Here is a 13,847-nt window from a genome sequence, read left to right as displayed (position 1 = left end):
CATGTACTCGGTCACCGTCACCGTCGACCGGCACGGGCTGACCGTGCGCGGCCGATTCGGCTGGCCGCGGCTGCGCACACCGATCGAGCAGGTCGATCACGCGGCCGTCGCCGAGGTGCACCCGATCCGCCACTTCGGCGGGTACGGATACCGCATCGCCGCCTTCGGACCGCTGCGGGGTGCGAGCGGGTTCATCCTGCGCGGCGGGCAGGGCTTGGTCGTCGACCGCGCGGACGGACGGCGCAGCGTCGTGGTGGTCGACGACGCCGAGACGGCCGCCGGGCTGCTCAACGGCCTGGTGCAGCAGCGCCTGTGAACTGGTGCCCGCGCTGTGATGTGAGCAGCGCCGGCGGAGCCGGGCGCCCGAGCGGCGCGACCTGCTGGACGAGTTCGGCGAGGTAGTCGAACACGCGATCGTCCGGCGGGCTCGGCAGGTCGACCAGCGCGAGGTCGACGCCGAGATCTGCCAGGGCCTCGAAGCGGCGTCGGGCCTGGTCGAGATCGAGGTCGCCCAGGGGGCCCAAGGTGGTCTTGACGATGTCGTCGTACGGCCGGCCCGCCTCGTCGCAGCGGGTGCGTAGCACATCGAGCTTGCGGCCCAGCTCAGGCGTCTCGAAGAAGTTGTTGGCATCGGCGTAGCGGGCGACGAGTGACATCGTCTTGCGTTCACCCATGCCACCGATCATGATCGGTGGCCGGCGCACCGGCGCGGGATGGTTGATCGGACGTTCGAGCCGGTAGTGCTTGCCCTCGAACGTGGAGTCGTCGTCATCGAACATGCGATGCGCGATCTGCAGGGTTTCCTCGAGCCGTTCGTACCGCTCGGCGAGCGGAGGGAACGGGACGCCGAGCCCGCGGGACTCCTGCTCGTTCCAGGCCGCGCCGATGCCGAGCCAGGCTCGACCGCCGGAGAGCACGTCGAGGGTGCTAACCTGCTTCATCAGCACGCCGGGATGGCGATAGTGCACGCCGGTGACCAGGGCGCCGAGCTGCATTTTGCGCAGGCGCCCGGCGGCCCAGGCCAGCGTCGTGTACACCTCGGGCATCGGGTCGTCGGGCTGACCCATCACCGGGATCTGGAAGAAGTGGTCCATCGGCCAGTAGCTGTGGATACCGGCTTCTTCGGCCTTGGTGAGGATGGAGTCGAGCGTGCGGGCGATCGCGCTGGATCCGCCCGGCCAGGAGAAGTTCATGATGTGCAGGCCGATCAACATAATACCTATATTAGCCGGCTAATTATGTTCGTGCCACCCTCGTCAGCAGGTCCCGCAAGGTGGTCCGCTCGCTCTCGTCCAATCCGCCCAGCACATCGGCGTCCGCCTGCCGCCAGGCCCGCTCCACCGGTTCCTGCAGCGCTCGTCCCGCGTCGGTGAGATGGACGATGCGCCCGCGCCCGTTCGCCGGCTCGCGACGCACATACCCGGCGCCCTCCAGGCGGTGCAGCGCTTTGCTGACGGTCGGTGGCTCCACCCCGAGCCGGGCGATGAGCTCGCTCTGGCTGATCCCGTCCTCGCGCCACAGGTTCGACAGCAGGAGGTCCTGGCCCGGATGCAAGCCGAGCTCGGCCAGCACCGGCCAGACGGCCGGGCGGGTCGCCTTCATCGCCTTGAGCAGCAGGAAGGACACGGTGTCCTCGATCATGAGGGCAACGCTAGTGCGTCAGGCGCCCCAGTGGCCGCGATGAACGACGTCGTCGACCCGTCGTCGACCTCGCTTCAGCGACGGTGATCGACGATCGGCGGCACGGTGCCCGACGGTGACGGCCCCGATAGGCGTGTGGTCGTCGGGAACGCCGAACTCCGAGCGGAACGCGTCGAGGCGCTCGGGCGGAATGCCGAAGAAGCAGGCGCCGAGCCCTTCGTCCACCGCTGTCTGCAGCATCAGCAGGACCGCCATGCCGGTGTCGATGTGCCAGTACGGCACTGGCCAGCGAGACTCGTCCCGGTCGGTCCACCCCTTGTCCGGCTCGGCGTACCGGTCCAGGTAGGCACGCCGGCACGACATCGCCACGATGACCACCGGGGCGCGGCGCATCCCGGCCGACCAGGCGTCGGTGCCCCCACCGGACGGCGTCGCCGCGGTCCAGAACCGGGCGACATCGGTCGGAGTGTCGAGGCGCAGGAAGGCCCAGCCCTGGCTGAAGCCGGCACTCGGGGCATGAACGGCATGCTCCAGGATCCGGTCGACGACGGCGGGGTCGACCGGATCCGTGCGGTAGTTGCGCACCATGCGGCGACGGCGGACCACGTCGGAGAACTCCATGCCCGCATCATGCCCGCCCAGTCGCGTTGGCCCGGCTCGCGGCGGGCAGAATGACTGGCATGGCCTTCCTGCGACGCGCCGCGCACACGTCCGCGCGGTCCCGGCCGGCGGATCCCCGGCCCGCGATAGCGCGGTTCTGGTCGTGGTGGAGCGAGCACCGCGACCAGGTGCTCGCGGCCGCGAACGACGACCGCCGCGACGAGTTGGCCGAGCTCCTGGCGCCCGCGGTCGCCGCGATCGATCCCGCACTCGAGTGGGAGCTCACGGCCGGCCCGCCGGCGAGACTGACCCTGTCGGCCGGCGGTGACATCGAACGCCGCGCTGTCACCGAGCGGTGGTTCTCGAGCGCTCCGGATGACCCTGACGTCGAGTTCGCCCCGGCGCGCCAGGCGGTGGCCGACGGCGGCTCACCCGGGACGGTGCAGGTCGACGACTTCGACATCGACCTGTCCGAGCTCGTCGCCGGGACGGGGGTCGACCCACGCCGCGGAGCCCTCGACGTCGTCGTCCATCATCCGCTGTTCCCGCTGCTCGACGAAGACGCGCGGGGCAAGGTCGCCGCTTTGGGCCTGGCGGCCGTGCTCGGCGAGGACGACGTGCAGCGCTGGGTGGGCACGGTGACGGTGTCGGCCGATCAGCCGGTCGACGCGATCGCGATGTCGATGCTCCCGGTGGTCGTCGATCAGTTGCGGCCCGCGGATCCGTGGGTGTCGCTGCAGGGCGCCGGGCGCAAGGGCCCGGTGGTCGCGGTCGCGCGCCGGCCGTTGCTGCGCATCGATCGGCCGCTGGCGGACACCCACCTGGGCATCGTGCTCGGCTACCGCGGCGCGGCGAACGGCCTGCCGCGCGATGAAACGGTCACCACTGACGCGCGGGAGCTGGAGGAGCGGATCATCGAGGCGCTGGGTGGCGACGGGCCGCACGCGGTGCACGTCGGTGAAGTGACCGGCGGTCGGCACATCGTGGCGCACTTCTACGTCGACGGTCTCGAGGTCGACGTCACAGCGGCCGATCCCATCGTGCGGACGTGGTCACACGGCCCCGCCGTAGCGCGCCACACCTATGACCCGGACTGGGAACAGGTGGCGGCGCTGCGCAGCTGAAGCGCGCTGTGCGTCTTGGGGCGGCCCGGCGCGGTCGCCGGATGCTGCTGACCCGGTCGTGAAGATCGTCGTGTGGCCTACAGCTGGTCCGCCCAGGTCGTGAAGATCGTCGTGGGGCGAGATGCTGGTCCCGCACGGTCGTGAAGATCGTCGTGGGCAAAAGTGCGGGCCATAGCGGCGATTTCAACCACGACGATCTTCACGACCAGCCAAAACGGCATTCTCCACCACGACGATCTTCACGACCGCCACAGCAGCAGCGCCCGGGCACTCGTGCCTGCACGAACGGCTCCAACGGCCCACTCGGCCCGCCACGGCCCCCGTGGTTGGTTGATTTTGGGCGCCAGAGCGCCTGAAACCAACCCACCATCGCCCCGGCCGATCGACGTGCGCAAGACCACGCCTATTCACGCCTAATTCGGTGGGCGGATGTCAGTGCCGTCTGTCAGAGTTGTTCATGTCAAATCTCCCCTGCGCAAGACACGCTGTCAGAAGAGGTATGCCTTCGTGCCCGCATCAGCTCCCGATGCTGCCGTCCCGTCCCCGCTCACCCGCTCGCAGATGCTCCGGCGCGTCCTGGTTCTCGGCGCTCTCACGGCGCTCGGCCCCCTGACCGTCGACCTCTACCTGCCGGCGTTTCCGGCCATCGCCGACGACCTGCACGCGGCCGAGTCCGCTGTTCAGCTGACCCTCACGGGAACGCTGCTGGGCTTCGCCATCGGCCAGCTCATCCTCGGGCCGTTGTCGGACAGCGTCGGGCGACGCCGGCCGTTGATCGCTGCGACCATCGTGCACGTGGCGGCGTCGTTGTTGTGCGCGGTGGCGCCGAACATCGCCACGCTCGGTGCCTTCCGCGTGTTGCAGGGCATGGCTGCCGCGGCCGGTGCCGTCGTGTCGATGGCGGTGGTGCGCGACCTGTACACCGGCTTGCCGGCGGTACGGCTGTTGTCGCGGCTGATGCTCGTCACCGGGGTGGCTCCGGTGCTGGCGCCCTCGCTGGGTGGGCAGGTCCTGCAGTTCACCGACTGGCGGGGCGTGTTCTGGGTGCTCGCCGCGCTCGGCGCGGGCCTGGTCTGCGTGGTCGTGTTCGGCCTGAAAGAGACCCTGCCCGCGGAGCGGCGCCGCTCCGGCGGCGTCCGAGGCACCCTGCGCACCTACCGGTCCATTCTGCGCGGGCGCACGTTCGTCGGACTGATGCTCACCGGCGGACTGATGATGGCCGCTCTGTTCGCCTACATCGCCGGTTCGTCGTTCGTGTTTCAGGACGTCTACGGTCTCACCGAACAGGCCTACGGCGTCATGTTCGGGGTGAACTCCGTCGGCCTGGTCATCGCCACCCAGGTCAACGCGCGGGTCGTGCGCTGGGTGCAGCCGCGGACCGTGGTGCGCTGGGCCCTGCTCGCCGCTGTGGTCGCCTCGGCGGCGATGCTGGCCTTCGCGCTGACCGACGTGTTCGGCTTCCTCGGCATCGCAGCCCCGCTGTTCGTCCTGTTGACCACGGTCGGATTCATCATGCCGAACACGCCGGTGCTGGCACTGGCCGATCACGGGTCGTCTGCGGGCACGGCCGCTGCGCTGCTCGGCGCGATGAACTTCGCCATCGGCGCGGTCACCGCGCCGCTCGTCGGCGCCTTCGGCAGCGGCACGGCGATACCGATGGCGGCGACGATGCTCGCGATGACCGCGCTGGCGGCCGGGGCGATGTTCCTGCTGGCTCGGCCGGCGCGGCGCCGCCCAGGCCGCCGAGGCGCCGGCCGGTACCGCGCCGTACCCGAGCTACACGAACACGATGCACGCAGGGCTGGGCGTCCGCAGGACCGCCCCGTCCCCGCTGGGCAAGCCGGTTGCCGGGTCGATGGAAAACGCCGTGATGTCGTCGGAGAACTGGTTCGCCACGAACACGTGGCTCCCGTCCGGCGACAGCACAAGGTCACGCGGGTGCGTACCGCCGCACGGCGTCGCGCCCGCTAGCCGCAGGTCGGCGCCGTCGACCTCCAGCACGGCGATCTCGTCCACCCCACGGTTGGCGACGTAGAGGAACCGGGTGTCGGGTGCCAACCGGATCGCCGACGGCTGGCTCTCGCCTCGTTCGGTGCCCGGGGACGTCGACACCGTACCGACCACCGAACCGGCGGTGAGGTCGATCACGCTGACGGTGGAGTCGAGTTCGCCGACGACGTAGGCGAGGTCGCCGTTGATCACCAGATGGCGGGGGCCGCTGCCCGGTGGAAGCGTGATGCGGTCCGCCTCGTCCAACTGCCCGGACGCCTGGTCGAGGGCATAGCGATGGACCGTGTCGGTGCCGAGGTCGGTGACCAGGACATGCCCGCGGCCGGACGCATCGACCGGGTCGGTCACGATCATGTGAGCGTGCGGGCCTTCCTGCCGTTCGGGGTCCGGTCCCGAGCCGCTGTGCTGCACCATCGCCGTCCGCTCACCCAGTGAGCCGTCGTCGGCGATCGGGTGCACGCTGATCGAGCCCGAGCCGTAATCGGCAGTCAGCAGGTACCGCCCACTCGGGTGGATGGACAGGTGACAGGGACCGTTGCCGCCGGTGGGACGGGACTCGCCGAGTGGCCGCAGCGTGTCGTCGTCCACCTGCCAGGCACTGACTCGGCCCTCGCCGGCCTCATGCACCGTGTACAGCACCCGGCCGTCGTCGGACATGGCCAGATACATGGGATTTTCGACGTCGTCAGCGCCGACACCGACCGGCGTGAGCCGTGCGCCGTCGACATCGGCGATCACGATTCCCTTGGCACTGCTTCCTTGGCCACCGGTGGTGGCTGCTCCGATGTATGCACGCATGGGCACCATCATTCCGGTTGCGTCCTCGCGCCGACCAGAGCGTCCAGCGTGTGGGCCACGGAATCAGCCCGGTCATTTCGCGGGCGACGGGCGCGGAGTCGAACCGCTGGAGCCTAGAAGCAGCAGTATTGTGTCAGTGCAGTTTCCAGCTATTACGTTCAGTCACGAGAAATGCATAGCCGGGGACACGGAAAAGATGTGTCTGCGCAAATTCGTGGAACTGGGCTGCGGGTTCGGAGCCGACCTGGCACGCTTGCAATTGGCCGGTGTTTCGGTAGCTCAGCGTAGTTCTTGATCACCCAGAGTCACCATCACTCTCGGCTACTCTCCGTCACAAACTGTCACGCAAAGTTATTGTTGCGTGCCGGGTTTTTTGTGTCTATCGTTCTGGGTATTCGCACCGCAACAAATGTACTCCGGCCCAATATCCACGGGGGATTGACGGCAAGAAGGACGGTGGTGTCGCGATGACACACAACCACTTCGCTGCCGGCCGGGATACGCGGTGCGATCGCGGCCTCGGGCCGTGACTCGGACCGGCGCGGCCCATCCGCCCTGCACAGGCCGCGCCGAGATAAGGGGGCGCGGTGCGCACGTCCGGGGACGGGCGCACCGCGTGCCCCAACTGAGGCAGCGACGGGTTTCCGCGGGCTGGTCCCGACGCTGCAGGTGGAGACGCGACGGGCCCTGTTGGGGGGCAGGCATCCCGTCGCGCTCTCCCGCCGTCCCGGCGCAGAGTCGGGCATTATGGGCATCTAATGCGCGTTTCGGCGCATACGGTAACGGTAACCAGACCGGACGAGCCGCGAGGCCAGGTGTCGATGCAATGACTGCTCCCCAGCCCACCCGAACAGATCAGATGACTACCGCGACCGGCGAACTCTACGCCTTCCGTGACAAGACGTCCGGAATGTGGTTGCGCTTCTACACCCCTGCGCGCCGGTACGACCTGTGGCGCGAGTACGTCGACGGCGCCCGTCGCACGTATCGCAAGTACCACGTGGAGAAGGCGCTGACGCTGCCCGAGGCAGACCTCACCTCGCAGACGCCGGTCTTCTCGGTGATGACCGACGATGCTGGAAAGGTCTGGGCTGGTTGGTACGCCAATGGCCCGTTGCAGGCGGTGACCGACGCCTACGCACCGCGCGAGTTCGCCAGCGAGCCGGTGTCGGCGTCGCTGATCGCCGGCTGGATCGACGACGTCATTCCCGAGGGAGTCCTCGAGCTCAAGGGCGCCTGGGTCGACCCGTCCACCGATCTCAAGGCGGCGCTGGCCGACCTGACGTCGCGAGCCTTCGTCCACGCCATGCACATGCTCGGTGCGAGGTATGCCTATTGCACCGCAGCCGAGCATGCGGCGCCGAGGTGGTTCAACTCCGGCGCCCGCGAGATGCCCGGTATCGTGCCGGCTGCTTACCCGGACGAGCGATACCGCACCACGGTCCTGTGGTGGGACGCGCGTACCGCGCTCGACCTGTCCACACCCGAGCAGCGATCGCTCTTCCTCGAAGAGCATCGAGAGGCCACCACCATCTGACCGCCACGAGCTGAACGAGAGGTCCGGGGGATGGGCGAGTCCGCCGGCGACGATGTCTGCCGTCCTGTCCATGTCGACGATCCCGACGCACTGAGCGACCTGTTCGCTGATCCTCGCGTCGAGGTGATCGACACCATCGAACAGCAGCGCCACGAGCTCGCGCGCACGCTGCCCGCGCCGCGGCCGGAGTTGCTCGACGAGCCCAGCCGCTGGTTCCACTACCCGTGGCGGCGCAGTGTCGTGCACCTGCTCGGTCCGGATGGTTTCCGCGCGTTGCGCTCCGATCGCAACCGCAACAAGATCACCAGCGACGAGCAGCAGCAGCTGCGTGAGCTCACGGTGACGGTCATTGGGCTGAGCTCAGGCTTCGCGATCGCCCACGGGATCGTCCTGGAGGGGCTGGCCGGCGAGATCCGGCTGGCGGACTTCGACGCCGTCGACCTGTCCAATCTCAACCGGTTGCCGGGCACGGTGTTCGATCTGGGCGTGAACAAGGCGGTGGCGGCCGCGCGCCGGCTCGCCGAGCTCGATCCCTACGTCCGGATCGTGGTCGAACCAGCTGGTGTCAACGCTGGCGCGGTCGACGCCTTCGTCGACGGCTCAGACGTCGTGATCGAGCAATGCGACTCGTTCGACGTCAAGCTCGCCGTCCGCGAGGTCGCCCGGCAGCGGCGCATCCCGGTCCTGATGGCGACGGCCGATCGCGGGTTGTTCGATGTCGAGCGGTACGACCTCGAGCCGGATCGGATGCCATTTCACGGCATTCTCGGCAAGGTGACCAGGGCGGAGCTGGCGGACATGCCCGCGTCCGAGCGAGTGCAATTCGTCCGGCAGGTGCTCGAGCCGCACCTGCTCTCTACTCGGATGGCCGCGTCGCTGACCGAGGTCCAACGAACGGTGTCGACCTGGCCTCAGCTCGGCGCGGACATCAATCTCGGTGCAGCGACCGCCGCGGCCGCCGTGCGCCGCATCGGGCTGCGATCCCCGCTGCCGTCCGGCCGCATCCGGATCGATCTGGACGACGTCTTGACTGACCCGGTCACACCGGTCACGGAGCGCTGAGCGTGGACATCGCGATCGCCATGACGATGTGAATCGGTTACGCTCCGAACATCACCAGCCGAAGTCGACGTCTCCCGGCGAAGCCGCACCGTCCGGGCATTCGAGACACAGCACGGAGCGAACGATGAGATTCGACCCGGACACGATTCAGCCACTGCTGCAAACCCTCGGTGAAGCCACAGACGCCATCACGGTGGACATCCTGGCCGTCGACGGCGCGCTGCCGCTGGTGTCGTGGGGCAGTGCATCCCGCGCAGGCCTGCGCGGACCCGCCATCACGGCGATGCGTGCGGCTATCCGTGATCTCACCCAGCAGGTCGCCGCAAGCGATGACGACTCGTGCCACGAGGCGCGCGCCGACGGATACGAACTCGTGGCAGCGCCGGTGCGGTACAACGAGTTCCGGGGCGGCGTGTGCGTCGCCCGTCGCGGCCCCCGACCGTGGTCCGAGACCGAGCTGGCGACCGTCACCATGGGTGCGCGGATGAGCTCAGCGGTCCTCGAGGCGGGCCAGATCGAGACCTCCCACGGGCGGCTGGACTCGTTGGTGACCTATGTCGCGTCCGAGTTGATGGGCGTGCAGGCCACCGACATGCAAGAGACGATGCGGCGCATCCTCGGCGAGATCGGGCGATTCTTCGACGCTGATCACGTGTGCATCCGCGACAACGACCCAGTGCGCCGCGCCAGTGTGCTGGTCGAGGAGTGGCCGCTACGCGAGGTGGTTCCCGATCCCGATCCGCTGGGTGTGGTGCCGTGGGACACCGACAACTCGGTGTTCGGGATGCTCCGCGACCTTCGGGGGCCGTTCACGATGCGCCCGGGTCCCAGCCACGCCGACTACCAGGAGCTGGTCAAAGAAGGCGCGGGCGTGGACGAGGTCTCGCTGGTGACGGTCCCGCTGATCAGCGGCGACACGACGCACGGCGTCCTGAGCATGAACCACTTCACCGACCGCATCTGGACTCGCAGTGAAGTGGGGGCGCTGGAGGCGATCGCGGCGCTGTTCGTCCAGCTCGAGCAGCGGGTGCGGGCTGAGCAGAACCTGCATCACCAGGCCTATCACGACGAGCTCACCGGGCTGTGGAATCGGCGTGCCTTCGTCGAGAACCTCGGCTCGATCCTCGAAGCCGACCCGCAAGCACGGCTCGCGGTGATGTTCGCCGACATGGACCGGTTGAAGACCGTCAACGACGTCCTGGGCCACGGTATCGGGGACAACTTCCTGTGTGCGGTGGCACAGCGGCTTCGCGACTGTGTGCGGCCGACCGACATCGTGGCTCGCCTGGCCGGTGACGAATTCGTCATCGTGCTCCGCGGCGTCGAGACGGTCGAGGCCGCCGAGCGAGCCGCCCGTCGAATCCTCGATCGTGTCTCCGAGCCGCTCGAGGTCGGCGGGCACGCCATCAGCCGAAGCGCGAGCATCGGCCTGGTCCTCAGCGGCGACGGCTCGCCGACAGTCGACGAACTGCTGAGCAACGCCGATGTGGCGTTGCTGGAGGCCAAGGATCGCGGCGGCGACTCGGTCGTGGCGTTCAACGACGACTTGAGGGCGAAACTGCTCGTCCGGGCCGATCTGGAGCTGCGCCTGCGTTCTGCGATCGCCAACAACGAGATGCGCTTGTACTTCCAGCCGGAGTTCGACCTGCGCGACGGGCGGATGACCGGTGTCGAGGCGCTGATCCGCTGGCAGCACCCAGAACGCGGCCTGCTCGCCGCCGACTCCTTCATCTCCGTCGTCGAAGAGATCAACCTGGCCGCTGAACTGGGCCGGTGGGTGCTCGACGAAGCGTGCCGCCAGCTGGCCATCTGGAAGTCGACGTCAGCGGATCCGCCGGCCATCGTCCGGGTCAACATCTCGGCAGGCGAGCTGATCAGCGCTGATTTCGTCGGTTTCGTCTCCGGGCTGCTCGAGCGTTACGGTCTCGAACCGGCTGAGCTCGGCATCGAGATCACCGAGAGCACGGTCATGCGGGAGCTCGACGACGTCCAGGCCACGCTGAACGGCCTGCGCGGGCTGGGGGTCACGCTGGCCATCGACGATTTCGGCACGGGATACAGCTCGCTGGCCCAGCTCAAGGAGTTGCCGGTCGACATTCTCAAGATCGACCGCAGCTTCGTGTCGTCGCTGGCGGAGAACAGCGGCGACCGCGCGATCGTGGCGGCGATCGTACGACTGGCCGAGGCGTTCAACCTCACCACCGTGGCCGAGGGAGTCGAAGAGTCCGCCGCGGTCACAACCCTGCTTGACCTGGGTTGTCATCGCGCCCAGGGCTTCTTCATGTCCAAGCCGCTGCCCGCGCATGCCGTCCTTGATCGCGCCCGGAACCCGGGCGTGCCACTGCGGGTGATGTGATGGTGGAGCTGGTGTGATCGATCGTTGCGTGACCAATGAGTTGACGTTTGTCGACGGTCGGTATTCTGTGATCTGTCACGGCTCTCCTGAAGCAGGCGACAGGCATCGGGATGCAGGCGTGTCGGTGTGGGCGGTACTGGCACGGAGGACGAGGCAGCCTTTGGGAGCACGACGATGAACGATGGCGGTCCCGACTCGACTGAACACGACTTCGCGAAGATCGTCGGTGCGCGGTTGCGGGCGCTGCGCAAGCGTCGGCGGCTGTCCCTGCAGGCCGTTGAGGAGAAATCCGACGGACGGCTGCGCGCCGTCGTCGTGGGCTCGTACGAGCGTGGCGACCGGGTGGCCTCCATCCGGCGGATCGCGGAGTTGGCCGAGTTCTACGGTGTTCCGGTCGACACGTTGGTGTCCGACGGCACCGGACGGTCGACGTCGCCTGGTGACGGCAAGGTCGTGATCGACCTCGACGCGTTGCGTGATGCACCGGAAGAAGCCGAGCGGTTGGCGAGCTTCGTCGCGTCGATTCAGCGGCAACGCAACGACTTCGCGAGCCGAACCCTCACCATCCGGGCCGAGGACGTGTCGCTGGCGGCGTTGTTGTACGAGGTGTCCCCGGCGGAGTTCCGCGACAAGCTCGTCACGTGGGGTGTGCTCATCTCGTCCTGAACTCGCGCATCGGCCGGTGGGCCAGCGCGATTCCGGCGACCCCTGCGATGCAGACCAGCCCTCCGGCCGCCAGCGCGAACGCTGGTGACGTCGCGCCGGCGACCAACCCGGCGCGGAAGTTGCCGATGTCGGGCCCGGCGACGCCCACGACGTGTTCGGCCGCGCTGGCCCGGCCGCGCCGCGAGTCCGGGGTCGCCAGTTGAACGATCGCTCCACGCGAGATCACCGAGATCGTGTCCGCGGCTCCGGCGACGGCCAAAGAGCCCAGGGCGAGCCACAGCGTCTGCGACAGCCCGAAGCCGGCCAGGCCCGCGCCCCACACGCACGCCGCGACGAGCATGATCATTCCAGGGCGGCCGGCGCGCGTGATCGACCCCGAGCCGAGGCCGGCCGCGATTCCGCCCACCGCGACCGCTGACATGATCAGGCCGAGGGTTTCCGGGCGGCCGCCGAAGGTCGTGGCGTTGACCGCGGGGTACAACGCCATCGGCATGGCGCTGACGGTCGCCACGAGGTCGGTCAGCAACGTGCCGCGCAGTACCGGCTGGCGGCGGATGAACCGCCAGCCGTCCCAGATCGCGCGGAGGCTGGTCGCGGCGGTGTCGTCGGTCGGTCGCATCGCCGGGAGCTGTGCGACGCAGTAGAGCATGACGCAATACATCGCGGCGTCGACCGCGTAACAGACCGTGACGCCCCAGCGGCCCACGATCACCCCCGCGATCGCGGGTCCGGCGAGCATGGTGGCTTGGAAGCTCAGGTGGGTCAGGGCGACACCGGCGGGGATTCGGTCGGTGGGCAGCAGACGCGAGACGAACGTCCGGTACGCCGGAGCGCCCAGCGCGTCGCACGAGGCGTGGAAGGCGACGAGCGCCAGGACGAGCCACACGGCACTGAGCTGGGCGAGTGCTTGGCCGGCCAGGAGGGCCATGGCGACGACCTGGCCCGCGGTGGTGGCCAACACCAGTCGGCGACGGTCGACGATGTCGGCCAGCGATCCGCCGATCACGCTGAGCACCACCGTCGGTAGGCCGCGCACCAGCCCGATCGCCCCGACCCAGATCGGGTCGTGCGTCAGCTCCCAGACCTGGTAGAGCACGGCGACGATGGCCAGTTGCCGGCCCAGGCCGGACAGGCTGCGCCCCACCCAGAGGCGCCGGAAGGCCGGGCTGAGACGCAGTGGGCTGAGGTCGATGAGTCCTTGAGCGAGCGTCATGCGGCCGGATCCGGGGCATCGCCGAGTTGGTCGATGATCCGGTCGTGGAAGGAGCGCCGCGCCAACGCTGCTTCGAGGTCGCGGACCACCTGACTCAGCGGGTAGGGGATCTCGGCTTCGAGCTCGATCACCGCCTGCTCCGTAGCCCGCCACTCGGCTTCGAGGAACGGCACCACGGCGCGGGCCCGCTCAGTCAACTCGACCACGCGGGTCCGTCCGTCGGCTTCCCCGGCAACGGCGCGCACGAGGCCTTCGCGATGCATGGCTTTCACCGTCTGGCTCATCGCCGAATGCGTCAGCTCGAACGAATCGGCGAGTTGGCGGATCGTCATGGGCCCGCGCCGCGCCAAGCGGATGAGCGGCATGGCGAACCTGGGCCGTACGCCCGGGAGGCCGCGTTCGTCGTACAGCCGGGAGATCTCGTCATCCAAGGCGGCCATCAGGACACGCAACGGCCGCCAGCGGCTCTGCTCGGTGGGGTCAGACACGGCGGGCAAGTGTAACAGCACTTATATAAGTGCTGTCAGTATCTGCGCCTCTACACTGGCTGCTGTGGTGACGACCCTGCTCAGCGCGATTGGATCGCTGGTGACCAACGATCCGGCGCATGGTGACGGCAGTCGGCTCGGCGAGATCAAGAACGCTGCGATGGTGATCGACTCTGGCGGGCGGGTCGTCTGGGTGGGCGAGGCAACCAGGGCACCTGCCGCGGACATGTTCGTCGACGTCGGCGGGCGCTGCGTGGTCCCGGGGTTCGTCGACAGCCATGCGCACCTGGTCTTCGCCGGCGAGCGCTCGGCGGAGTTCGCCGCCCGGATGAGCGGTGAGCCGTACCGCGCC

The 13,847-nt window shown here is 68.6% G+C and carries 11 protein-coding genes and 3 pseudogenes; 8 read left to right on the top strand and 6 right to left on the bottom strand.

The window, feature by feature from the left end; translation table 11 throughout:
* Positions 1-316 (top strand): annotated as a pseudogene (locus M6444_RS18755) (DUF1648 domain-containing protein); the annotation flags it as partial.
* On the opposite strand, the gene M6444_RS18750 reads toward M6444_RS18755, so the two are convergent.
* The 3 genes from M6444_RS18750 to M6444_RS18740 are packed head-to-tail and all read right to left on the bottom strand — an operon-like array spanning position 288 to position 2,262.
* A complete protein-coding gene (locus M6444_RS18750) occupies positions 288-1,214 on the bottom strand; it encodes an LLM class F420-dependent oxidoreductase (protein ID WP_298330988.1) in 927 nt (308 codons plus the stop codon). The pseudogene M6444_RS18755 and the gene M6444_RS18750 overlap by 29 nt on opposite strands.
* Before the next feature lie 22 nt (positions 1,215-1,236).
* Positions 1,237-1,641, bottom strand: coding sequence for a MarR family transcriptional regulator (locus tag M6444_RS18745; protein ID WP_298330984.1), 405 nt, complete (start codon positions 1,639-1,641; stop codon positions 1,237-1,239).
* 18 nt (positions 1,642-1,659) lie between these two features.
* Positions 1,660-2,262 (bottom strand): nitroreductase family protein, encoded by a 603-nt coding sequence (locus M6444_RS18740; RefSeq protein ID WP_298330982.1) that lies wholly within the window; start codon positions 2,260-2,262, stop codon positions 1,660-1,662.
* 59 nt (positions 2,263-2,321) lie between these two features.
* Here M6444_RS18740 and M6444_RS18735 point away from each other — a divergent pair, with 59 nt between their 5' ends.
* Both M6444_RS18735 and M6444_RS18730 read left to right on the top strand, forming a co-directional pair.
* Positions 2,322-3,365, top strand: coding sequence for a hypothetical protein (locus M6444_RS18735; RefSeq protein WP_298330980.1), 1,044 nt, complete (start codon positions 2,322-2,324; stop codon positions 3,363-3,365).
* A 429-nt stretch (positions 3,366-3,794) separates the two neighbouring features.
* Positions 3,795-5,048, top strand: a pseudogene (locus tag M6444_RS18730) (multidrug effflux MFS transporter); the annotation flags it as partial.
* Positions 5,049-5,141: 93 nt separating this feature from the next.
* Here M6444_RS18730 and M6444_RS18725 read toward each other — a convergent pair.
* Positions 5,142-6,173: a lactonase family protein gene (locus M6444_RS18725; RefSeq protein ID WP_298330978.1), complete on the bottom strand. Its 1,032-nt coding sequence runs from the start codon at positions 6,171-6,173 to the stop codon at positions 5,142-5,144.
* Positions 6,174-7,032: 859 nt separating this feature from the next.
* Here M6444_RS18725 and M6444_RS18720 point away from each other — a divergent pair.
* The 4 genes from M6444_RS18720 (at position 7,033) to M6444_RS18705 (ending at position 11,794) form a co-directional block, all read left to right on the top strand.
* Entirely contained in the window at positions 7,033-7,710 is a 678-nt protein-coding gene (locus M6444_RS18720) for a hypothetical protein (protein ID WP_298330976.1), read from the top strand.
* 30 nt (positions 7,711-7,740) lie between these two features.
* Entirely contained in the window at positions 7,741-8,772 is a 1,032-nt protein-coding gene (locus M6444_RS18715; protein WP_298330974.1) for an Rv1355c family protein, read from the top strand.
* A 124-nt stretch (positions 8,773-8,896) separates the two neighbouring features.
* Positions 8,897-11,128 carry a bifunctional diguanylate cyclase/phosphodiesterase gene (locus tag M6444_RS18710; RefSeq protein WP_298330972.1) on the top strand — a complete coding sequence of 744 codons (2,232 nt, stop codon included), beginning with the start codon at positions 8,897-8,899 and terminating at the stop codon, positions 11,126-11,128.
* Between the two features lie 174 nt (positions 11,129-11,302).
* On the top strand, positions 11,303-11,794 hold the full coding sequence (locus M6444_RS18705) for a helix-turn-helix domain-containing protein (RefSeq protein ID WP_298330970.1): 492 nt from the start codon (positions 11,303-11,305) through the stop codon (positions 11,792-11,794).
* On the opposite strand, the gene M6444_RS18700 is transcribed toward M6444_RS18705, so the two are convergent.
* Together M6444_RS18700 and M6444_RS18695 are read right to left on the bottom strand one after the other, a co-directional pair.
* A complete protein-coding gene (locus M6444_RS18700; protein WP_298330968.1) occupies positions 11,781-13,007 on the bottom strand; it encodes an MFS transporter in 1,227 nt (408 codons plus the stop codon). The genes M6444_RS18705 and M6444_RS18700 overlap by 14 nt on opposite strands.
* On the bottom strand, positions 13,004-13,447 hold the full coding sequence (locus tag M6444_RS18695) for a MarR family transcriptional regulator (RefSeq protein ID WP_363326428.1): 444 nt from the start codon (positions 13,445-13,447) through the stop codon (positions 13,004-13,006). The genes M6444_RS18700 and M6444_RS18695 overlap by 4 nt, the downstream gene beginning before the upstream one ends.
* Positions 13,448-13,559: 112 nt before the next feature.
* Between M6444_RS18695 and M6444_RS18690 the strand changes: the two are divergent.
* Positions 13,560-13,847: pseudogene (locus M6444_RS18690) on the top strand (imidazolonepropionase); the annotation flags it as partial.

The sequence above is a fragment of the Haloactinopolyspora sp. genome (genome assembly GCF_027324685.1).
Taxonomy (GTDB): domain Bacteria; phylum Actinomycetota; class Actinomycetes; order Jiangellales; family Jiangellaceae; genus Haloactinopolyspora.
Note: the sequence above shows the minus strand (reverse complement) of the source record. Positions and strands in the feature narration are given on the sequence as shown.

Excerpts from the sequence above, each read along its gene's own strand:
- M6444_RS18735 (WP_298330980.1), top strand. The coding sequence starts at position 2,322 with ATGGCCTTCCTGCGACGCGCCGCGCACACGTCCGCGCGGTCCCGGCCG.
- M6444_RS18700 (WP_298330968.1), bottom strand. The coding sequence starts at position 13,007 with ATGACGCTCGCTCAAGGACTCATCGACCTCAGCCCACTGCGTCTCAGC.
- M6444_RS18740 (WP_298330982.1), bottom strand. The coding sequence starts at position 2,262 with ATGGAGTTCTCCGACGTGGTCCGCCGTCGCCGCATGGTGCGCAACTAC.
- M6444_RS18710 (WP_298330972.1), top strand. The coding sequence starts at position 8,897 with ATGAGATTCGACCCGGACACGATTCAGCCACTGCTGCAAACCCTCGGT.
- M6444_RS18715 (WP_298330974.1), top strand. The coding sequence starts at position 7,741 with ATGGGCGAGTCCGCCGGCGACGATGTCTGCCGTCCTGTCCATGTCGAC.
- M6444_RS18695 (WP_363326428.1), bottom strand. The coding sequence starts at position 13,447 with ATGGCCGCCTTGGATGACGAGATCTCCCGGCTGTACGACGAACGCGGC.
- M6444_RS18720 (WP_298330976.1), top strand. The coding sequence starts at position 7,033 with ATGACTACCGCGACCGGCGAACTCTACGCCTTCCGTGACAAGACGTCC.
- M6444_RS18725 (WP_298330978.1), bottom strand. The coding sequence starts at position 6,173 with ATGCGTGCATACATCGGAGCAGCCACCACCGGTGGCCAAGGAAGCAGT.
- M6444_RS18750 (WP_298330988.1), bottom strand. The coding sequence starts at position 1,214 with ATGTTGATCGGCCTGCACATCATGAACTTCTCCTGGCCGGGCGGATCC.
- M6444_RS18745 (WP_298330984.1), bottom strand. The coding sequence starts at position 1,641 with ATGATCGAGGACACCGTGTCCTTCCTGCTGCTCAAGGCGATGAAGGCG.
- M6444_RS18705 (WP_298330970.1), top strand. The coding sequence starts at position 11,303 with ATGAACGATGGCGGTCCCGACTCGACTGAACACGACTTCGCGAAGATC.